We start from the raw sequence: 20607 nt of genomic DNA, 5'->3' as shown, positions 1-20607 counted from the left end.
GAGCTCCACCGGACTGAAAAGTAGGAACTCCCTATTTGAGCGATTTTTCCAATTCCTCAACGGAACTCACGGGAAGTTTACAGGAAAAATTCTCACAAACATAGACGAGCGCCGATCCGCCGCTGTCCCGAGCTTCAAAGAGAGAGGAAAGTTTTCTTGCTTCTTCCAACTCGTCTTCGTTGACCACCGCAATCGCCGCTTTCGGAAGATATTTTTTCCGGATCGCAGACAAGAGATCTTTTCCGGAATCCCGATTCTTACGGATCAAAACGATCTCTTGAGAATGGTTTTTATAAGTCCAATAAGCGGAAAGCATATAAGGATAACTCAGAGCGTGTGCGGAAAGTTCTTTTGTGAAGTAAAGAAAGATGGATTCCGCAATTTCACGATAACGATCCGCGTTGACACCGAACGAAGACAATCGAACGAGGGAACCCGCCAAAGAACTGTTAGCCGAAGGTTCCACTCCGTCGTAACCGTCCACACTTCTTCTCAAAAGATTTTCCCCGTCGTTTCCAGTATCGTAAAAAACACCGGAAGGGGAACGAAACAATCGAATCGTATCCTCCATCCATTCCACCGCGCGTTTTAAATATCGGATTCCGCGACCGGCCTCAAAAAGAGCGATCGAAGAAGAAATCAATTCCGCGTAATCATTACTATATCCTAATATACCGGATTCTCCATCGCGAAAACGCCGAAGAACTCTTCCCTCTTTCGAGATCAGATTTTTTTCGAGAAAGGAATACGTTTCTTCCGCGAGATCCAAAAATTCCTCTTTCTGAAACGCGGTTCCCGCTTTTACGAGCGCCTTGATATACAACCCGTTCCAGGAGGTAAGAATCTTATCGTCCCTGAGAGGACGGATTCTTTCGCTTCTTCTTTCTAAGAGTTTTTTCTTTCCTCTTTCTAAAGCGGATTCCAACTTCTTCTTTTGTTCTTCGGTAAAATTTGCGGTGCTGCTTCGAAAACGTTCGTGCAGAATATTCTTCCCTTCAAAATTTCCGCTCTCGCTTAGGTTCCAATATCTTTCGAGAATGGTAGAATCTTCTCCGCAGACTTCTCGAAATTCTTTTAGATCCCAGATATAAAATAATCCTTCCTCTCCTTCCGAGTCCGCGTCTTCCGCGCTGCAGATTCCTCCTCCGGAAATTCTCATATCACGATGCAGATACGAAATCACATCCATTGCATAAGAAGCCGCAGGAATCTTGTAAGAAACCTGAGAACATTCCACAAGAGTTTCCAAAAACAAAGAATTGTCATAGAGCATCTTCTCAAAATGAGGAACGAGCCAGTGATGATCTGTGGAATAACGACAAAGTCCGCCTCCGACCTGATCGTAGATTCCTCCCTGTTTCATCGCGAGAAGCGTGTCTTCCACCATCTCCAGCGCTTTCTGATTTCCGGAAGAATGATGGTATTTTAGCAAAAACGAAAGTCCCATACTCGGCGGAAATTTGTTCGTATGATTGGTTTTGAATCCCCCAAAGTCGGGATCGTAGTATCCTTCATACAAAGTAAAACCGGATTCAAAACAATTCTCCGGTGGAAAATCGCCTTCCGCTTTCGTAGCCGCACGGGCCTCTCCGGATTCTTTTAGATACTGGGATAATTCGGAAGAAGCCGCGACCAACTCCTGACGTTTTTCACTCCAGACCTTGTTTAAAATATTCAAAACTTCTAAAAAACTCTTTCTTCCGTATTTGGGCTCCGGTGGAAAATAAGTTCCGCCCGTGATCGGCTTTCCTTCGGGTGTCAAAAAGATATTAAGAGGCCATCCGCCTTGCTGATCCATCGCGTGCAAAGCGTCCATGTAGATTCGATCGATATCGGGCCTTTCTTCTCGATCAACTTTGATCGATACAAAATGTGAATTTAGATAATCCGCTATAGTTTGATTTTCAAAGGATTCCCGTTCCATCACGTGACACCAATGACAGGTCGCATAACCGATGGACAAGAAAATCAATCGATCTTCTTGCTTTGCTTTGGTAAAGGCTTCCTCACCCCAAGGAAACCAGTCTACAGGATTGGTTGCATGTTGTTGGAGATACGGACTTTTTTCTTTGACAAGTCTGTTAGCGCTTTGTGGATTTAAATTCATTGAATTGTTCTCTTTTAGACTCATAAAACTGATTTTTCGATTTGTAAAAAACTTCCTGCATTCAACCATGTCCATTAAGTAGGCACTTACATGGACCACAAAAAGGAAAGGACCCGCAGAAAATTTAGAAATATTCTTATTTCCGGAACCATCCTTTTTGCGGCGATTCAACCTGCTACTTCTCAGGAATTAAACCCCAACGAAACCTTGATGGAAGAAGAAAAAAAATCTTCCGAAGGGAACCTAAACGATTCCAAGAAGGTACTTCGTCTGACGCTAAAAGAAGCGGTCAATCACGTTCTTGAAAAAAACATTACGATCCAAAATGCAAAAATGGAATACGTAAAAGCCGACGGCGGGGAACTGAAAAACGAATCTCAGTTTACTTGGAACCTAATCGGTGGAATTACAGTTTTCAAAACCACTCTCCCTAACAACCGAAATAACGTCTTCTTGGGAACCAAACAAAGTCAGGACAAACTCAGCGTGGGAGTGGAGAAGAATTTTAGAACCGGAACCTACGCAAAACTGGAAGCAAGCACTACTCGTTTTGATACGAGCGCCTTTGAAAATACGGCTTCTACTCCTTCGAATTTAGCCTCTCTTGCAATTCCGCCTCAGTACACGAGCGCTCTTACGATCACACTGAGTCAGGAACTTTTAAAATACGGTTTTGGAAAAACTCAAAAAGACAAGGAAGCGATCCTAAGACAAAACACCGTCATCAAAAGAGAAGAATTGATTTATACTCTTTCTCAACTCGTGGTTCAGACTCTCGTTCAGTATTGGAGTTTGAATATCTACGATTCCAACGTAAAGACTTTGGAAGAATTAGAATCCAATACGAGAAACATCCGCGATTTAACCGCGAGAAAGCGGAATTTGGGCCTTTCCGAAGGCTTTGAAGTCAATCTCTGGAGTTCCATTCTTTCCCAGACCGCCGGGAATTTGGACAAGGCAAAAGTTTCCAGAAGGGAAGCCGAAAGAACTCTGATTCGAATTTTAAACGCGGATCCTTCTTCTAAAATTGAAGGTGTTACCGATCTTCAAGAAACGGTTCCTTCCGATTTCAACGTCGAAAAAGATTATATCTATGCTCTGGATCACAGAACCGATCTGAAAAATCTCCGGAAGCAAAGAGAAATCGCCGAGCTCAATCTGAGAATCAAAGAAGCGGAAGACATGCCTTCCCTAAAAGTTTCCGGCGCCTATTCCACAAGAGGACAAAATATCGTTTCTCCTCAGCAAAATGTTATGGATACAAATCGAGGCGTAGCTTCCTTCAAATATCCGGAAGCTTATGCGTCGTTTCAATTTTCTTATCCTCTTTGGGACAAAGGTATCAAAGCCGATATCCGAAATGCAAAGTTGGACGTAGAAAATCTGCAGAAAAAAGAAGCTGAACTCAAACTCTCCATCAAAGAAGAATTAGAAAATCGTTATGCGGCCATCGTTTCCGGAAAAGATATCTTTGAAGGGGCGAAAAAAAGAAGAGAAGAAGCCAATCGATACTATCGAGGTCTTTCCGAACGTTTTAGACAGGGAAGATTTACCGCAGTCGCGGTGAAGAACGCACTCGACAATTTGATTCAGGCGGAACTCCAAGTCGCACAAACCAAGATTCAGTTGAACATCGATATTCTTAGATACGAACTCGCAAAGAATCATATCTTCGAAAAGTTTGGAGTGGATCCTCAGGAAATCATCGATCGTCTGATGAAGATGGCGGAATCAAAACAAGCAAACTTAGATACAACGGCGCCTACAAAGTAAGCGCCGACTGCTCTTTTTCCTTCCGAACAAAAAGAATTCTTATCTACTTATTTGATCGCGATCCCGTAGACATGGGGTCGGATCGGCAGAAAAATCGTAGATAACGAATGTTTCTCGATTTTCAAACTCGAAAAATTCGCGCTCTGGAGAGTGTGATATGTATCCCTGTTCAGATGACAACCTTCGAAAAACCAAAGCCAAGGTCTAAAAACGGTCTTCTGAATCCATTGAATCCAAGAGCCGTGTTCTGCGGCCACGTGTTCCAAAAAGACAAATTTTCCTCCCTTCTTTAAAACTCTCTTAATCTCTTTTAGAACCTGATCCGGTTTTTCAACGGTACAAAGAACCAAACTACAAACCACCGCGTCCACGGAAGAATCCGAGAACGGAAGTTTTTCCGCGGACAAATTCATCAGTTCGGTTTTGATCGAATACTTTTCCGAATTCTTTTTCAAAAGAGGATGCATTCCCTCGTTCGGCTCTACGGCTAAAAGAGTGGTTCCCGGTTTGAAGTATCTCAGGTTCGAACCCACTCCCGGACCCAGCTCGACAACCGTATCGGGTAGATCTTCAAAAAGGATTCTTTTTATCCTTCGGTATTTGAAATGCATATATCCTTGTAGTGTCTGGAAAAAATAGGCATTTACTAAGCTCAACGTCGAGGTTTTTTGTACACACATGATGAGTTCCCTCTATACTTTTATTATATTCAATTTTTATTATTCTTTTTTATTTTCAGGATTCCAATTTCCAGGAACCATCCAGATTGCCTCGGAATAGGCGACACATTTGCGATCTTCAATTCGATAAATCGCAGTCCCAGGCGTTCTCTGTCTGCGATTTCTTCCGATTTCCCAGGACAGAATCGCATACGGAACTCCCGTGAATAAACTCTCCAAAATCCTTCCGCGTAATTTTACGAGAACGATCATAGTCGGATCCACGTAAGAGACCGCAAAGCCCCCGGGACAATCCAGCGCCGCCCATACGATCTCGTTTCGGATTTTTCCGTCGGCTCCGCCCAGGTCTTTCCAGGGGTTCCAGAATGCGCCGTGCAGATGGCTGAAACCTTTTTGATCCGGAATCTTCGCCGAAAATATTCTCATCCCGTCCTCGTGATTTCGTTGCGGACCGCATACGAAACACGTGGGGAAAGGATGTGTATGAAAGCCCAGATATTCCTCTTCGGGATTCTGAATGTCTTCCAAGATGGAAGAATTCAACTCGGGAACGTCCATAAAAAATTCTGGATCCTCTTGCGCTTCCGCAATGACCACGTCGGTGTCCTTACTCAATAATTTAATTCCATTCGTGTTGGAATTGAGAGAGTAATACAAGGTTTCATTCAGCGGTCCGGGCGCTTTTATTTTAATGACCGCCGCGTCCTTTTGAATCGGATTGGCGGTAATACCAGCAATGTATCCCCCGTTTCCGCTCATCGGAGGGCCGCAGTATTTTTCGTTGATCTCGATACTTTCAAAGTTAAAAATGGATGAAGTTTGTTTCATAAGATTTGTCTATATCCCGAACTCCATCGGTCAACGTATTTGATCCCGAGAAGAATCTCCGGCGTCAGTATTTGCTTTGGGCACAAAGCATTTTTAGGAGGTGTAACGTATGAGTGTGCAGCCTGAAAAAATCGTACACTTACTCTCCGGGATTTCGGAAAGAATTTTCTTCAGCCTTTCGTTGAGTTACAAAAAAGAAGGATACAAGGATATCAGTCCGCCGCAAGGAGCCGTCCTCTGCGCGTTGCGAAATAAGATGCCGGAGTCGATGACTTCTATCTCGAAAAAAATTTTTAGAGATAGATCCACAGTCACACAGATCGTCAAACGATTGGTCGCAAATGGTTACGTGGAACGATTCAAAAACATAGAAGACTCTCGAGTTTCCGAAATCGTCCTAACCGAAAAAGGAAAAGCCGCGAGATCCGCGGTCATTCGCTCTTCTAGAAAAATGTTCACAAGAATTTATAAAAATACTACCTATGAAGAAAGAAGAATCCTCATATCACTTTTGGAAAAAGTAGATTCCGGAAGCTGAGAATTTACGGAGACCGCAAAAAGGAAAAAATTCTAAGCTCTCGGGATCTTAGGCATTTCGAGAGGATGTGATTCCCCTTCTAAGGATTTTAGAAACTCGATCAGATCTTTCTTTTCCTCTTCGGTAATCGCCGCGGGTTTTAAAAGAGGATCTTCGATGGAACCTTTCGAACCGCCGCTCACAAAGTGATTCACTACGTCTTCCAACTTTGTAAATTCTCCGTTGTGCATAAATTCATTCTTTTTACTGACGTCTCTCAGACTCGGAGTTCGAATCTTCTGCGTGATTCCTTTGAGGCCGGTCGTGTGCTGCGTTGAATCGGAAAAATTCGGTCCGTTGTGACACTGATTGCATTTCGCCTTATTCATAAAGACGTCCATTCCTCGTTTTTGAGAAGGAGTCAAAGCGGATTCTTCTCCCATCACGTAGCGATCAAACTTAGAATTTTTAGAAATGATCGTTCTCTCAAACGCCGAGATCGCCTTTACGATTCGATCCATAGTAATGCCGGGAGAACCGAAAGACTTTTCAAAAAGATCTCTGTATTCCGCGACTTGATTGAGCCTTGTGACGATGGTCTTTTCGTCTTTGAGCATCAGAGCCGTATGCACTCTTTCTTTTACAATCTCTTCCAGATCGTTTGCTTGAGGATCCGTAAAAACATCTTTGTATAATGCGACATTCGTTAACGGGGGAGCGACGGATTTATGAATTTGATTTCGAGGAACAGAACTAGTTTCCGAATTCTGTATTTCCAAGGAATGACAGATCGCACAGTTCGTATCTCCTTTGAGAGAAAGTCGCTTATCAAAATAGAGCAATTTTCCCAATTCTACTTTGTCCTTATTATAAGGATTGTTACTGGGATGAATTACGTTCTTTACGACAAAACTTTCCAGTTCCGCTTTTTGAACGGGTTCTTTGCAGGCTTGGAGCGCTAACAGAAGACAGATTATGGACAAAATCCTAAACATGTGGACCATCCTGGGTCAATGGTTTGAACTCCGATCTCATCTGTCAATTCGAATTTAGAACAATTCTAATTACATATTCGGAAAAGAAAATTTCGAAAGAATCTCCTCAGAAAAATTTGAAGAATTTCGTAAAAGTTTTATGCAAAGCCTTGTCACAGACCGAATTCGGAAGACGTCTTTCCTCTGAAACGGAGGCAAACATGTCGCAAATCCAAAAAATCTTGATCGCAGGCGGAGGTTACGCGGGAATCATCGCCGCCAATCGTCTCGCGAGAAAAAAACTTCCTCTGGAAATCACTTTGATCACCGCCCAAGAAGATTTTCAGGAAAGAATTCGAAATCATCAAATTCTCGCGGGAACTCTCAAGAAAAAATATTCTATACGCTCGCTTCTTCATAATAAAGTCAACTTAGTCGTTGCCAAAATCGAAGGAATCGGAACTCAGAAAAAACAAGTCATTTTAGAAAACGGTGATATTCACCATTACAATTTCTTAATATATTCTCTTGGAATCTGCGGTTCAACGATTCCGAAATTTACGGATCAATATGTTCAACTCACCGAAAAAATGGATTGTGCGAGAATGCACGAGATTCTTAAAAAAAAGAAAACCGCAAAGATTACGGTATTAGGAGCCGGACTCAGCGGAATCGAAGCGGCTTCGGAACTCAGAGAACAATTTCCGAACGTAAAAATATCCCTTATCGAAGCGAATCAATTTGGAAAAGGATTTTCGGTCGAGGCGATCATAAGGATCAAAGAATTCTTTTTGAAGAACCGCATCGAACTGATGGAACATTCAAAAATCTTAAAATATGAGAAGGATCATATCGTCGCCGCCGACGGGAAAAAAATTTATCACGACGTTTGTGTTTTAGCAAACGGATTTTCGGCTTCTCCGATCGGATCGATCTCCGGATTGAGAACCAATCCGATCGGCCAGGTTTACGTGAATTCTTTTTTGGAAGTCGAGGATCATCCCGAAATCATCGGAGCCGGGGACGCGGTTCAGATCGTTTCTTCGGGTTACGATCATCTTAGAATGGCTTGCGCAACCGCTTTGCCGATGGGAATCTACGCCGCCGAAAGACTGTCTCATCAACTGGGAGCAAAATCGAAAAAAGGGGAACATCCGTTTTCGATCGCCTATTTGGGAAGAAATGTAAGCTTAGGAAGAAAGGACGGTCTCATTCAAGAATCGGAACCGGATGATACGCCGACCGGGAAAATTTGGACTTCTCAAAGCGCCGTATGGATCAAAGAGTTGATTTGTAAATTTACCGTGTTGTCCTTTCGTTTGGAAAAGAAGTTTGATTTTTACTTTTGGAAATCTTTTCCAGATGCCAAAGAAGAATTTAACGCGAAAACACTCGCTACTCCCTCGGAGAAATAAACTTGGACAGACTCGGACAATTTTTAGAACACAAGTCTCTCGTCTTCGGGATCGCCTACAGAATGACCGGAAGCGTGAGCGACGCCGAGGATATCGTTCAGGAATCCTTTCTTCGCTGGGAAAGATCCGTCACCGAAAACATTCGATCTCCTAAGGCTTTTCTCTCCACGATCGCGACCAGACTTTCTTTAGATACTCTTCGAAAAGTGAAGAACAAAAGAGAAACCTATATCGGCCCCTGGCTTCCGGAACCGATTCCCACAGGCCCCGAGACGGAAGAACCCGATCCGGAAACCTTGGATCTCGCCTTTCTTCATCTATTAGAAAAATTGAATCCGATTGAAAGAGCCGTGTTTATTTTAAGAGAATCCTTCGATCTGGATTACAAAGTTATTTCCGAAGCCGTTGGAAAAACCCAGGAGAATTGCAGACAAACCCTCAAACGTGCAAAAGACGCCCTCAAATCCGGAAAGAAAAAGTTTTCTCCCGATAAGGAAACGCGAAGAAAGTTACTCCACAGTTTCCTACTTGCCTCTTCCAAAGGAGAACCGGAACTCTTACTTCCTTTTTTAAAAGAGGAAATCGTTCTCTGGTCCGACGGAGGAGGAAAGGTTCACGCGGCGAGAATTCCTCTTTTTGGAAAAGAAAGGATCGCTTCCTTTCTCATCCGAACCGCAAAGAATCCGATCTTCTCCAATACGGAATTATTTTTCACAGAGACGAACGGTTCGGAAAGTATTATCGTATATCATAAAGACAAACCGGTTTATCTCAGAAGTTTTTTGATGGATGAGAACGGAATCTCTTATATCTACACGATGTTGAACGACGATAAATTCTCGGCTTACAAAAACAAAACGAACTTGATCGAAAGAGGAATTCTTATCCCTCTCGAGTTCTTTCTTCTATTTCCAAAGTCGGCTTCCACAAATCGTCAGCCTCCAGTCTGGACCAAACCCCTTCTGAAATTAGTCCACTGGGCGATCACTCGAAAAAAGTAAGTTAACATAGGATAATCGAATTCTCTGGTTTGAGATCTCGTCGAACCTTGACTTTTTTCGATTTCTGACTCAGACTACCGAGTATGAAACTTCGAACTCAAATTCTCACCGTCCTTTGTATCGGACTTACAATGATCGCTTGTTCGGGAGGACAGGAAATGCAAACTACCGCAACACAAGAACCGTTGATTCAGGAAGAAAAACCTTCCGGCGTATTTCAGAGCAAACAAGGATCGATCGCTTATTGGATCCAAGGAAAGGGAGAAACCCTGATTCTTCTTCATTCCGCGGGGCCTGGACACGATCACAGAGACTTTGACGCGATCGTCCCCAAGTTATCCGAATCGTTTCGTGTGATCAGCGTGGATTGGCCGGGGCATGGAAAATCGGGTTTTCCGAATCCTGTCGATTCCGCTTCCGCGGTTTCTTACGCCGACGTCCTTCCGGAACTCGTAGAACAACTCGCACCGAAAGGGGCCGTTTTGATCGGAAACTCTCTCGGAGGTTACGCTTCCATGAGACTTGCATTAGATAAACCTAATTTAGTAAAAGGTTTAATTCTTGTGGATACAGGAGGGATGAACGATCCGGACTTTAAGACAAAAATTTTCGTAAAACTCATGAGTACTCTTTGGTTTACCGGAGCTACTTGGAATGCGTTTCCAAACTACTACATCAAGATCGAAAACCCTTATACAAAATCGATTCTTACAAGAATTCAGGAACGAAAACAAGTGGAAGGCTCCAAGAACGTAAGGGCGGCCATCTGGAAAAGTTTTTCCGACGAAAAACACGATCTCAGAGAAAAGGTAGCTCGGATCACGGCGCCCACTCTAATCGTCTGGGGCGAAATGGATCCTGTGATTGTTCCGGAACTTGGAGAAAGGCTTCACGACAAAATCAAAGGTTCGCAGCTTGTCTTTTTAAAAACGGGGCACGTTCCCTTTGCGGAAGATCCAAAGGGATTTTTGGAAGTCGCGATTCCGTTTCTCAAATCGATTCGTTGATTCACACTTTAAAATGAAACAAGAAGAATCGACTCGGATTCTCCTTGTTTCAAAAGTTTTGCGGTAAACGTCGATGTTTGTTTGTTCCGACAAAGGAAATCTTTTCGAAAAATGTTTGAAAACGGACTTAAAGTCCCTCTGAACTAAAATCACGGGAAATTCGTACTTTAGGATTTGAACGGAAGAAACGGATCCGAAAAGTTTTCGATTCATTCTATAGCAAGAGAAGACAGGTTTAAATTTCAAATTCTCCATTTAATAAGATTTGCCAAAAACTCCTTGGAGGCGTCTCTAAAGGGAGTGGCCGATTTCCAAATCATCGAAAACAGTCCTGAATGGTGGAAGATCTACGAAAGGGTCAATGTCATGTCTCCGATTCCAAAAGAAGTCTGGTCTCAGGCGGGAATCACCTATTCGTTTCGAGAACTTTCTTACGGAGACTTTCTCATCAAACAAGGAAAAATCCCGACCGAATACGCTTTTGTATTCTCCGGCGTTTTGAGAGAATACTATCTCACGCCGGACGGGGACGAGTACATCAAGAGTTTCAATTTTCCTGGAGAATTTACCGGTTCCTATTTTGATCTTCTTTCAAAACAACCTTCGACGTGTAATATACGAGCGATCACCGATTGCAAACTTGCAGTCGCCAACTTTGAAGATTTGAATTCTCTCTTTGAAACTCATATCGCTTGGGAACGTCTTGGAAGAAAAGTCGCCGAAAATCTTTTTCTAAAAAAGGCAAGAAGAGAATACGAACTTCTCGCGTTGGACGCGGAGGCGAGATACAACTTGTTGAAAGAAACTCATCCGAACATAGAAGAGATCGTTCCACAGTATCATATCGCTTCTTATCTTGGAATCACTCCGGTTTCTCTGAGTAGAATCCGTTCCAAAACAAATAAGTTGAAAAAAGAAAAAAAAGACTAAAACGATCTTCTTTTTAATTATCCCTTTCTCAGATGATCGCAATTCCATAAAAGATGGAAACGAATAAAACACTCTGCGTGATTTCCAATCTTCGAATCATTCCTTAACTTACGAAAAGACAAGATAAAAATCAAATCGATTCGGACTTCGACTTCCTCGAATGAAGACGAATCCTTATATCTTTAGTTCGTCCGATTTCATTCCGAGGGGTTCCGCAAGCAAATTAAAATAGTGTTCGGTTGCGGAAAGCCAAGTGATCTCCACGATTTCCTTTTCGGTAAAATGATTTTTGAGTTCGTTAAATGTTTGGTCCTTTACGAATCTCGTAAAACAAATCTCTTCCAAATATTCAAAGAGCGCCTTTTCTTTGTTCGAAAATAATTTGCTATTCCTGAAATTCATTAGTTCTTTGATTTTTTTAAATTCGATATTTTCTTTCTTTGCGGTATATTCGGCGAGGTTCGAACAGTATTCACATTTATTTTGATAAGAAATAAAACTGCGAATTTGAAATTTCGTTTCGAAAGCCAGAGAAAGTTTCTTCTCGATTGAAATGATTTTTGTGGCGACAAAAAGCAAAGGACTACTTCGAACATAAAGAACGTTAAACACCGCCAAAACTTTTCCATAGATTCTTTTTGAAAGCCAATAGACAATTTTCATCAACAAGGTATCGGGACGATCGATCGGTTCTAAACGGGGCATACTTTCTCCTTAAATCTCAAACACATTTTGCACATCAAGTAGATCAAAGCATACATCTCTTAAGAGGAAAGAAATAGGAAAAACCTGCTGAAAGTTCGCCTTTTTCTCTGGCATATTCTACGATCCGACAAGAATCGATCCCAATGACCGATTTTTCCAAATCGTTACTTTATTTGTGGGACAATAAGGGTTTATTCACCGGAAGACTTCCGGATATCGACCTACATACGCACGCGGTTCATGCCCTTTGTATTGGAATCGACGGAGAATTTGAACACAGTGAAAACGGATCGAAATGGATTCGTTGTAGATCCGCGATGGCGCCGCCGGGAGCACCTTCTGCGATTCGATTTTCAGGAACCTATAGCGCCATTTTATTTTACGAACCGGATTCTTCCGAAATACAAGACTTCATCTACGAAAATTCGGTCCCGCAGAAAAACAAAGTGAGCCTTCATCTAAAAGAAGAAATAAAACTTTTGGAAACGATCGAAAACTTAATCTCAATAGAAGATGAGAATCAAATCACGGAACGACTCGAAATGATCCGAGTCATTCTCAATCGCAAAACGGAAACTGAACTACGGGATCAGAGACTGTTACAAGTGATCCGAATGATCCTGAGTAATCCCGATGAAAATTTTTCAATTGAAGAATTATCGGAAAAGATCGGCCTTTCCCCTTCTCGTTTAGCACATCTTTTTAAAGAAGAGGTCGGAATTCCCATCCGATTTTTCCGCACCTGGTTTCGTTTGAAAGCGGCGATCTTATTTATCAAAAACGGGTCTTCAGTGACCGAAGCTGCGGTCAATGCGGGATTCTATGATTCTTCCCATTTCTCCAACACATTTCGTAAGATGTTCGGTTTTTCACCGACTGACATGTTCGATCCGAATCGAAAGATACGGTGGTATATCAAGAACGAAGAAGAATTTCAAAAGATGTTAGCTTTGCGATTTGTATAAAAAAGGCGCTCGATCTTTACGACCGGCGCCTTTTTATATTTGAGTTCCGCGTCGCGGAAATTCGAACTTACTTCGCGGAAGCAGCCTCACGGATCACGTAAGCCGCAATCTCGTTTTTCTGAATCTGAGTAGTTCCTTCGAAAATACAAAGGATCTTCGCGTCTCTCATCAGTTTTTCAACGGGATATTCTTTCGTGTAACCGTATCCGCCGAAAATTTGAACCGCGTCCAGAGCGCATTTCATCGCAGTTTCAGAAGCGTGAGCTTTTGCAATTGCGGAATACTTTGGAAGTCTTGGATCTTCTGCGTCAGACATTCTTGCTGCAAGATAAGTAACTTGGCGAGAAGTTTCAAGACCGATAGACATATCGGCGAGCATGTGTTGAACCGCTTGAAAGCTGGAGATCTTAGAACCGAACTGCTCTCTTTGTCTTGCGTATTTAGAAGCGTAGTCGATAGCCGCTTGAGCCACACCGACACCCATCGCCGCAACGTAAGGACGGGAAGCATTCAGAGTTTGAAGTGCGTAAATAAAACCTAAGTTTTCTTTTCCGATCATGTTCGCTTCTTCAACGGCACAATCTTCAAAGATGATCTGACGAGTATCGGAAGCGCGGATTCCGAGTTTGTCTTCTTTCTTACCGACGGTCAAACCGGGAGTGTCTCTTTTAACGTAGAAACAGCTAACTCCTCTGGTTCCTCTTCCTTTATCGGTATATGCAAATACTGTATAAGCTCCAGCGCTACCACCACCGGTGATCCACTGTTTGGTTCCGTTGATGACCCACTTGTCGCCTTTTTTAACGGCGGTTGTGCTCATACCGGGAACGTCTGATCCGGCTCCAGGCTCGGAGAGGCAGAAGGAAACACCCAATTCTCCATCAACAACAGGAGGAAGCCATTTTTTCTTTTGTTCGTGAGAAGCGCCTTTAAGAATAGGAAGGATACCAAGACCGGTATATCCGAAACAAAGAGAGATACCTAAGCATCCTCTGGAAAGTTCTTCCGTAACGAGACACTGCTCTACGGAACCGAGTCCCCAACCACCGTATTCTTCAGGGATCGTGAGACCGTTGACTCCCAATTCTCTTCTCATACGATTGATGAGTTCTTCGGGATGTTTATTTTCTTCGTCCCAGTGAATTGCCACTTCGTGAGTGATTTCCTTTTTCACGAAATTGCGGATCTGGTCTCTGATTTCAAGCTGCTGTTCGGTATATTCCTGGTACATCGGTTTTTTCCCTTCTTACGAGAGTGTTCTGATCCTACTTTTTTTTTCAGGGCGATTAGATCAAACCAAAATATGGGGTGAAAAACCGAGTTCAGACTTGTTTTTCCCGTTTTTATCAATTCCAAAGTAAGAATTTTCTAATGAAGAATTCTCACTTTCAAATAGAAACGTAAAACAAGCCGTGAACCCAATTCTCAAAGAACGAACGTTCTGTTTCTAAAAGTTATAGGAATCGATTGGGAAAAATATTTCGATGTCCCTATTGTTTCAAACCGATTTCAGATCACTTTTTCCTTTTTCATCGTTTCGATTTCGTCTTGAGAATAGCCGAGAGAATTATAGATTTCAGAATTATGTTCCCCATGAGAAGGAGGATCCAAACGATAAGTTACCGGCGTCGCGGAGAATGGAAACGGAGCGCCGAACTGAAAGTATTCTCCGAACTGAGGATGTTTTTTATCCAAGATCATTCCTCTTTCTTTCAAGACCGGATCCGTGCTTACTTCCTCCAAAGTTTTTACCGGAGTCAAACAAGAGTCTTGATTTTCAAAAAGAGGATCGAGATCGGAATATGTTTTGGATTTGAAGAAGGAAGTCAGGATCTCTTTCCACTTGGAAAAATTTTTCTCTTCCGCAGGGAATTCTTCCAGATGTTTATCCAAACCGGATTGACGTAAGAATGTTTTAAAAAACATATCTTCCAGCGCGCCGAGAGCGACCCATCGTCCTTCCTTGGTCTCATAAACATTATAATTTGGTAATTTACCTGAGAGGAGTTCGTTTCCCCCTTCCGGATTTTTCCCCGTCGCCGAAAAAATTCCTCCATAGAGAGAAAGAAAAGGAAGAGAAGAATCCATCATAGAAATCGCAATCTTTTGTCCTTTCCCCGTCTTCTCTCTTGCATAGAGCGCGGCTAAAATGGAAGAAAGCGCCGTCATCGTTCCTCCTCCGATATCCGCGAGTTGATAACCCGGAATCTGCGGAGTCTTCCCCGTTTGAGAAAGAACACCCGAAAGAGAAAGATAATTTACGTCGTGTCCCGCAAAGTCTCTGTATTTCCCTTCCGTTCCATATCCGTAGATTCCACAATAGATCAATCTTGGAAAACGTTCTTTGAGATCTTCGTAACCAAGGCCCATTTTGGAAAGACCGTCCGGACGAAATCCTTCCAAGAGTATATCAGCATTTTCTAATAATTTAAATAAGATTTCCTTCGACTTCTCTTTTTTCAAATTGAGAGTGATCGCTTTTTTATTTCGATTGAGCATCAAAAATAAAGAAGGAGCTCCGTTAGCTTTTTTAAACATAACACGGGTCGCGTCCATGGCTCTCGGATTTTCGATTTTGATTACGTCGGCGCCCATATCTCCCAAATACATGGAGCAAAGAGGACCGGGAAGAAGAAGGCTCAAGTCGATAACCTTTACTCCCGAAAGTGGACCTTTGTTCATTTTAAACGTTCCTTCTGAAAAAAATTCTATTCCCATCTAAGGAAAAAGTTCCAAGAGAGAAACCCTTTTTTCTTCCGTTTGGACCTTTTGGTTTGAAAAGAGGAATCCGAAAGATTTGCAACGAATTAAGAATTCAGCTTAGATCTAAAAGAGAAGCTCATTCTTGATTGAACTTTGGAAATAAATTGCTGGAATCTTCCGCTCCATCCGATATATTTGCGATTGGCCTGGAAAAAACGATGTATAAAATTCTAATCTTGCTGCCCCTTCTCCTTTTTTGTTCAAAACAATCGATTTATAATCCGAGCGTTCTTATGAGCCAGGCCTGGTATGAGAGTACGTTCTTAGATTGTATTCTGAAGGATTGCCTTTCCTGCAAACTCAAGGTGACAAACAATCCCGTGGTAAGTCTTTTCGCAGGAACCGGCGCCGGGGCGAGTGTGGACGGGCATATATCCAAGGCTTCCTTTTTAGGACCGGTAGGAATCGAAGTGGATTTGATCGGAAACATTTACGTCTCCGATCAGACCGCAAATCTGATTCGTAAGATCGATTCCTCGGGAAACGTTACAACTCTGAACAGCACAGGCTTTACGTTAGTCAATCCTTCGGGGATTAAGTTTGATTCGCTGAACGGCGATAAATACGTTACTTGCAAAGGCAACGGGCAGATCTATAAGATCGATTCCAGCGAACAATTCTCTTTGTATGCGGGAAGCCCGGTCGGAACTTCCGGAATTCAAAACGGAGATCGATCGACTTCATTGTTCGACGGGCCTTTCTTTATGGACTTTGATCGAGAACACAACTTATACGTCGGGGAGCTGACGAATCACGACGTTCGAAAAATCAATTTGAATTTTGGAAACGTAAGCACTCTTTCCGGCGGAACCCTGGGTTACTTGGACGGAAACGTCTCGACCGCTCAATTCAAATCTCCAATTGGAATCGCCTATGATCGAAACGATGATATTCTTTTAGTTGCGGATATTCAAGATCATAGGATCAGACAAGTGGATTTCAAAAATCAAATCGTTTCGACTCTGATGGGAACCGGAACGGGTGCGAGTGTGGACGGGATAGGTTTGGGAGCTTCGTTCAACGGGCCGGTGTATATATCTCTTGATAACGGAGGTTATATGTTTATTTCCGATTCCGGTTCCAACGTTATAAGAATCGTAGATCCTTCCTTCAAGGTTACAACGATTTCCCATACTTTCGGTGCGATCGGTGTCGTAAAGGTCGATTGCCTCAATCAAAGATTACTCGTTGCCGACAGTACTGCAAATCAGATCTTTCAAGTAAAGTTTCAATAGGATTGTTAAGCGAAGTAAAAAAACCTTAGACCGATGACTTCTTACGTTTCAACACGAAGGTTTCCACGTTCAGTTCATCATTCGATAAAATTCTTTTTCATTCTTTTTAATAAAAGCTCAATGTCCGTATCGCATCCATTCAGCCCTTGAGTTTTTATTTTTTTAACGTTAGAGAAAGAAGAGGAAGAATTTGATTCCCTTTAACAAGAGAAAAGAATTCAGATCAAGACTTCGCTTCGAACATGTTCGCCGCGCAGAGCCAAACTCCCGCGAGAATGAGAACGATACCGGCCCACTGAGTCCAAGTCAGTCGTTCTTTGAATGCAAAAGAAGAAACGATTAAGACGATGATAAAACCGGCGCTCGTAAAGACGGGATAAGCAAGAGAAAGTTTGAGACCTTTTCCCAAAACAAATCGATAACCAAGAAGGGCCAAACCGAAGGAAGCAAGACCACCGATAAAGATCGGATTGAAGATGACTTGCAAAATTCCTTGGATTCCTTCCGGTTTCGAAGCCTCGTCGCCTAAAGAACTCGCTTTAATGAGAATATTGGCCAATGCGTTAAAAGCAAGAGCAATGATAAAGACGAGAAGGACTTGAATCTGCATAGAAGGCTCCGGTTTTGGCTTTACGAAAACCACTTCACCGCAGGAGTTGGAAAGATCAAGGTCAAATCTCTTCCACATGCTTAGAAAAACATTCTCCTTTCGAGGACTCGATCTTTCCTATATCGATACGGATCCTAATTCTAAAACAAAAGAAACGATTCTTCTCTGTCACGCGAACGGATACAGCGCCCTAACCTATAAATTTTATATCGAAGCCCTTTCAAAAACACATCGAGTTCTCGCACTCGACTTTTCAGGGCATGGAGAATCCCAATCGACCTTGCGGTTCAAGAATTGGTATTTTTTTAGAGATCAAATCCTGGCTCTTATCAAGCTGGAAAATCTTTCCAATCTTATAGGAGTCGGGCATTCTCTCGGAGGAGCAAGTTTGCTTTTAGCATCTTACAAGGTTCCGGAAAGATTTAAAAAGGTGATCGCAAACGATCCAGTCGTATTAGATTTTATGAAAGTAACTTACGCTTGGATTTTTCACAATCCGATGGCGAAAGTCGCGATCAAAAGAAGAAGGGAATTCAAAGACATAGATACGGTCCGTAAAATTTACAAGAGAACTCCTTCTTTTTCTCGATGGGACAACGTGATCTACGAAGATTACCTACAAAGTTGTTTTCGTATCGGATCCAAAGGAGAGGCCCTTCTCCGCTGCGTCCCTGAATTGGAAGCGAAGATCTTTGATTCGATCAGCTATCTAAGTCTTTTTCAGTATGGAAGAATCAAAACAGAAACTCATCTTACGATTCCGGATCCTCACGAAGTCTGTTCACCGAAAGGCGCGAGAAGAATCATTCGTGGAAATAAAAATTCCACTCTGGAGATCTGGCCCGGAAGCACCCATTTTTTTCCGTTTGAGGAGAAAGAAAAAACCCTGCAACGAATTGCAGGGTTGATTTAGAAATGATGTCGATCGACTGGATCGTTTTTAAATCAAGCCGATCATCTGTACTAAAGTCCTTTCACTTTCCGCCAAAATAGATCGTATAATGAAAAGTTGTATTCACAGTTTTTCCGTCCATTGTTCCACTTACGTTGACGTTTTCCTTAAGAACACCTTTGAATTTTCCGGGAGAATATTCAGTCTGGTTGTATTCCGATTCCATTCTGGTAAAGGTGATATCAAAAGTCGGAAATTTCTCGTCGTTCACAAAATAATTTGAAGATTGAATTCGATCAGTTCCAGAAATTACATTTTTTAGATTGTTACCGGAAATCGTTTGAATCGTTTTCCAATGTAAAGAACGAATTAAAGTTCCGTTATATATGAAGGCTACTGGAATAGCAATTCCATTGGCGTCGACAGCTGCGCCTGCGGTGTTTTCTTTGCAATTATCATAAGTCCATATTAGATTGTCAGCATCCGTAACACCACCAGAACCAGTAATAGTTCCATCGATTGATTGTGTCCCCCCCAACTGGCAAGCCTGAGCCACCGCGACGGCAAATGGATTGTAAGAAGGATCTACGTCCGCAAGACTTCTCGCAGAAGAATTCGAAGCGTCAGCCGGAACGGGATATAAAGCTGAAAACAATTTTCTCACTTGATCGTGCGTCTTTTGTTCCGCACCTGTTTGTATTAAAACCGCAAGAGCAGCAATTTCCTTATTATTATCCTTATTCCCTTGTCCGCAGCCAACCATTCCTACGAGCGTTACAATTACCAAAACGAATTTGATACGATTCATAATCGATTCTCCTTTATGTAAATCTGTGAATTACTACGGAGCTTGCTTTTCACTTCGCCATTTTTTTAAGAAATTCCGAATATCCATCTTTCTAAAATAAAGTTCGGAAAATAATTATTTCAAAGTCGATGGAAGATAACGTTTCCGAAAGGAGTTAGAAAAAATATTCGATGTAATCTATCTGAAGATTAAAGGGCGGCAGCATTAAAGAATATAAAAATTGTTAAACGAAGTAAACGGGTGAGAAAGAAGACGGCGGAAACAAAAAAGTAAAATTACAAAGTTCAAGAACGAAAAAAGTAAATGCTTCCGAAAATGACAACCACGGTAATAATATAAATTCTTAACGGGCTCAATAAGGAATTTTTTATAATCATATACTGATTACTACGAAAAAGATCCGTAATCGTGCCACTTTTTTCTAAAAAACCCAAGTGACCGAAAGTGAGGAAGCCCTCCCGCCATCCAAAGTTGAAAAACGAACGCTCTTTAGATTTCCACTGTAGAGATCCGTATTGCTCAAATAGACATCGATTGCGATCAAGGAGAATAACGCGATTCCATAAAACTCCCTCTGAGAATAGAAATCGGATTTCTCCATCAGGTGTCCTTTGTCAGTAACAACGTACTTGTTTTCGTTCAAAAAAAAATATGCGATTCCCAAGCCGCCATTCTGGGAACTCGAGGCGACACTAAAGAAGTACGGAATGAAACTTTCCTCGGAAACTGCGGAGGGCGGATTGAAGAATTTCTCCGGTTTAGCGAAGAACTCAAGTCCTCGATACAAAACATAAAGCTCGGATAATGCAAGAATCCCTCCCGTCATCTGCGCTTTACGATCGTCCGCGAGCAACAAAGGAGACCAACCCGGAACGAGGGCTTGTAAGGTACGCGAGGTTCTGAATTGAAAAAAAGGAGTCTCTTCCTTATCCACCTTCTCTACTTTTTTCTCAGGTTCCGAAAGCGGTGTTAAATCAACTTTAAGCGTAGTTTCCGGAATCACTTCCACTGTCTCCGTTTTCACTTCGGGCTCCGAGGGTATTTTCGAATCATTTGGAATGGAAGGATTAGCAGGAATCGCGGGCTTGGGCTTGGCGATTGGTTTCTTAGAAACAGAAAACTCAGGAAGAATCGAGTCTACCTTTGAAAATTCTATGACCTTCGTCACGTTTCCGATTCGAAATTCAACCAAATTGCCATTCTTCATCTTAACGTTATCCGCCTTGATCCGTTCTCCGTTCTTTAAAACGAGAACGTCCGAGCGAATTTCAGAAATAAAAGGAAAACAAAAAAGAAATAAACAGCTAATTGGAGTCAGATAGAATCTTACTTCATAAAAAAAAATAAAAACTTTGGCGAACATCGATTCTCCATACGTAAGAATATTTAGAAGCGTT

The 20607-nt window shown here is 42.2% G+C and carries 19 protein-coding genes; 9 read left to right on the top strand and 10 right to left on the bottom strand.

Going from position 1 to position 20607, the window contains the following annotated elements:
- Nucleotides 1-31 precede the first annotated feature (31 nt).
- On the bottom strand, nucleotides 32-2176 hold the full coding sequence (locus A0128_RS04675) for a thioredoxin domain-containing protein (RefSeq protein ID WP_083244196.1): 2145 nt from the start codon (nucleotides 2174-2176) through the stop codon (nucleotides 32-34).
- Nucleotides 2177-2197: 21 nt separating this feature from the next.
- Between A0128_RS04675 and A0128_RS04670 the strand changes: the two genes are divergently transcribed.
- The gene (locus A0128_RS04670; RefSeq protein WP_069606449.1) at nucleotides 2198-3880 is read left to right on the top strand and encodes a TolC family protein; all 1683 of its coding nucleotides are present in this window, start codon (nucleotides 2198-2200) and stop codon (nucleotides 3878-3880) included.
- 47 nt (nucleotides 3881-3927) lie between these two features.
- Here the strand turns inward: A0128_RS04670 and A0128_RS04665 are convergent, their stop codons facing one another.
- Both A0128_RS04665 and A0128_RS04660 read right to left on the bottom strand, forming a co-directional pair.
- Complete coding sequence (locus A0128_RS04665; protein WP_162274092.1) at nucleotides 3928-4491, bottom strand: class I SAM-dependent methyltransferase; 564 nt, start codon at nucleotides 4489-4491, stop codon at nucleotides 3928-3930.
- Between the two features lie 108 nt (nucleotides 4492-4599).
- Complete coding sequence (locus A0128_RS04660) at nucleotides 4600-5388, bottom strand: hypothetical protein (protein ID WP_069606447.1); 789 nt, start codon at nucleotides 5386-5388, stop codon at nucleotides 4600-4602.
- Nucleotides 5389-5497: 109 nt separating this feature from the next.
- On the opposite strand from A0128_RS04660, the gene A0128_RS04655 reads away from it, so the two are divergent.
- Nucleotides 5498-5926: a MarR family winged helix-turn-helix transcriptional regulator gene (locus A0128_RS04655; protein WP_083244056.1), complete on the top strand. Its 429-nt coding sequence runs from the start codon at nucleotides 5498-5500 to the stop codon at nucleotides 5924-5926.
- A 32-nt stretch (nucleotides 5927-5958) separates the two neighbouring features.
- Here the strand turns inward: A0128_RS04655 and A0128_RS04650 are convergent, their stop codons facing one another.
- A complete protein-coding gene (locus A0128_RS04650) occupies nucleotides 5959-6900 on the bottom strand; it encodes a cytochrome-c peroxidase (protein WP_069606446.1) in 942 nt (313 codons plus the stop codon).
- 200 nt (nucleotides 6901-7100) lie between these two features.
- Between A0128_RS04650 and A0128_RS04645 the strand changes: the two genes are divergently transcribed.
- The 4 genes from A0128_RS04645 to A0128_RS04630 all read left to right on the top strand — a co-directional run bounded on the left by A0128_RS04645 (nucleotide 7101) and on the right by A0128_RS04630 (nucleotide 11232).
- Nucleotides 7101-8294 (top strand): NAD(P)/FAD-dependent oxidoreductase, encoded by a 1194-nt coding sequence (locus A0128_RS04645; protein WP_069609117.1) that lies wholly within the window; start codon nucleotides 7101-7103, stop codon nucleotides 8292-8294.
- A 2-nt stretch (nucleotides 8295-8296) separates the two neighbouring features.
- The gene (locus tag A0128_RS04640; protein ID WP_173662769.1) at nucleotides 8297-9295 is read left to right on the top strand and encodes a sigma-70 family RNA polymerase sigma factor; all 999 of its coding nucleotides are present in this window, start codon (nucleotides 8297-8299) and stop codon (nucleotides 9293-9295) included.
- Between the two features lie 158 nt (nucleotides 9296-9453).
- Nucleotides 9454-10302, top strand: coding sequence for an alpha/beta fold hydrolase (locus A0128_RS04635; protein ID WP_069609116.1), 849 nt, complete (start codon nucleotides 9454-9456; stop codon nucleotides 10300-10302).
- A 366-nt stretch (nucleotides 10303-10668) separates the two neighbouring features.
- Complete coding sequence (locus A0128_RS04630) at nucleotides 10669-11232, top strand: Crp/Fnr family transcriptional regulator (protein ID WP_069609115.1); 564 nt, start codon at nucleotides 10669-10671, stop codon at nucleotides 11230-11232.
- A 174-nt stretch (nucleotides 11233-11406) separates the two neighbouring features.
- On the opposite strand, the gene A0128_RS04625 is transcribed toward A0128_RS04630, so the two are convergent.
- On the bottom strand, nucleotides 11407-11937 hold the full coding sequence (locus A0128_RS04625) for a carboxymuconolactone decarboxylase family protein (RefSeq protein ID WP_069606444.1): 531 nt from the start codon (nucleotides 11935-11937) through the stop codon (nucleotides 11407-11409).
- Between the two features lie 143 nt (nucleotides 11938-12080).
- Here A0128_RS04625 and A0128_RS04620 point away from each other — a divergent pair, with 143 nt between their 5' ends.
- A complete protein-coding gene (locus tag A0128_RS04620) occupies nucleotides 12081-12902 on the top strand; it encodes a helix-turn-helix domain-containing protein (RefSeq protein WP_069606443.1) in 822 nt (273 codons plus the stop codon).
- A gap of 67 nt (nucleotides 12903-12969) precedes the next feature.
- On the opposite strand, the gene A0128_RS04615 is transcribed toward A0128_RS04620, so the two are convergent.
- Nucleotides 12970-14133 carry an acyl-CoA dehydrogenase family protein gene (locus A0128_RS04615; RefSeq protein ID WP_069606442.1) on the bottom strand — a complete coding sequence of 388 codons (1164 nt, stop codon included), beginning with the start codon at nucleotides 14131-14133 and terminating at the stop codon, nucleotides 12970-12972.
- A 278-nt stretch (nucleotides 14134-14411) separates the two neighbouring features.
- Nucleotides 14412-15584 carry a CaiB/BaiF CoA transferase family protein gene (locus A0128_RS04610; protein WP_069606441.1) on the bottom strand — a complete coding sequence of 391 codons (1173 nt, stop codon included), beginning with the start codon at nucleotides 15582-15584 and terminating at the stop codon, nucleotides 14412-14414.
- A 239-nt stretch (nucleotides 15585-15823) separates the two neighbouring features.
- On the opposite strand from A0128_RS04610, the gene A0128_RS04605 reads away from it, so the two are divergent.
- Nucleotides 15824-16900: an NHL repeat-containing protein gene (locus tag A0128_RS04605; RefSeq protein ID WP_069609114.1), complete on the top strand. Its 1077-nt coding sequence runs from the start codon at nucleotides 15824-15826 to the stop codon at nucleotides 16898-16900.
- Nucleotides 16901-17123: 223 nt separating this feature from the next.
- Here the strand turns inward: A0128_RS04605 and A0128_RS04600 are convergent, their stop codons facing one another.
- Nucleotides 17124-17510, bottom strand: a complete 387-nt coding sequence (locus A0128_RS04600; RefSeq protein ID WP_069609113.1) for a DMT family transporter — start codon at nucleotides 17508-17510, stop codon at nucleotides 17124-17126.
- A gap of 76 nt (nucleotides 17511-17586) precedes the next feature.
- On the opposite strand from A0128_RS04600, the gene A0128_RS04595 reads away from it, so the two are divergent.
- On the top strand, nucleotides 17587-18423 hold the full coding sequence (locus tag A0128_RS04595) for an alpha/beta fold hydrolase (protein ID WP_069606440.1): 837 nt from the start codon (nucleotides 17587-17589) through the stop codon (nucleotides 18421-18423).
- Nucleotides 18424-18484: 61 nt separating this feature from the next.
- On the opposite strand, the gene srp is transcribed toward A0128_RS04595, so the two are convergent.
- Complete coding sequence (srp, locus tag A0128_RS04590; RefSeq protein ID WP_069606439.1) at nucleotides 18485-19210, bottom strand: sigma factor SigX-regulated lipoprotein; 726 nt, start codon at nucleotides 19208-19210, stop codon at nucleotides 18485-18487.
- Nucleotides 19211-19631: 421 nt separating this feature from the next.
- Nucleotides 19632-20573 carry a hypothetical protein gene (locus A0128_RS22200; protein ID WP_069606438.1) on the bottom strand — a complete coding sequence of 314 codons (942 nt, stop codon included), beginning with the start codon at nucleotides 20571-20573 and terminating at the stop codon, nucleotides 19632-19634.
- Nucleotides 20574-20607 lie beyond the last annotated feature (34 nt).

Origin of the sequence: Leptospira tipperaryensis (genome assembly GCF_001729245.1) — a bacterium.
GTDB classification, from domain to species: Bacteria; Spirochaetota; Leptospiria; order Leptospirales; family Leptospiraceae; genus Leptospira; species Leptospira tipperaryensis.
The sequence above is the reverse complement of the archived record's forward strand: the minus strand, read 5'-3'. Positions and strand labels throughout refer to the sequence as shown.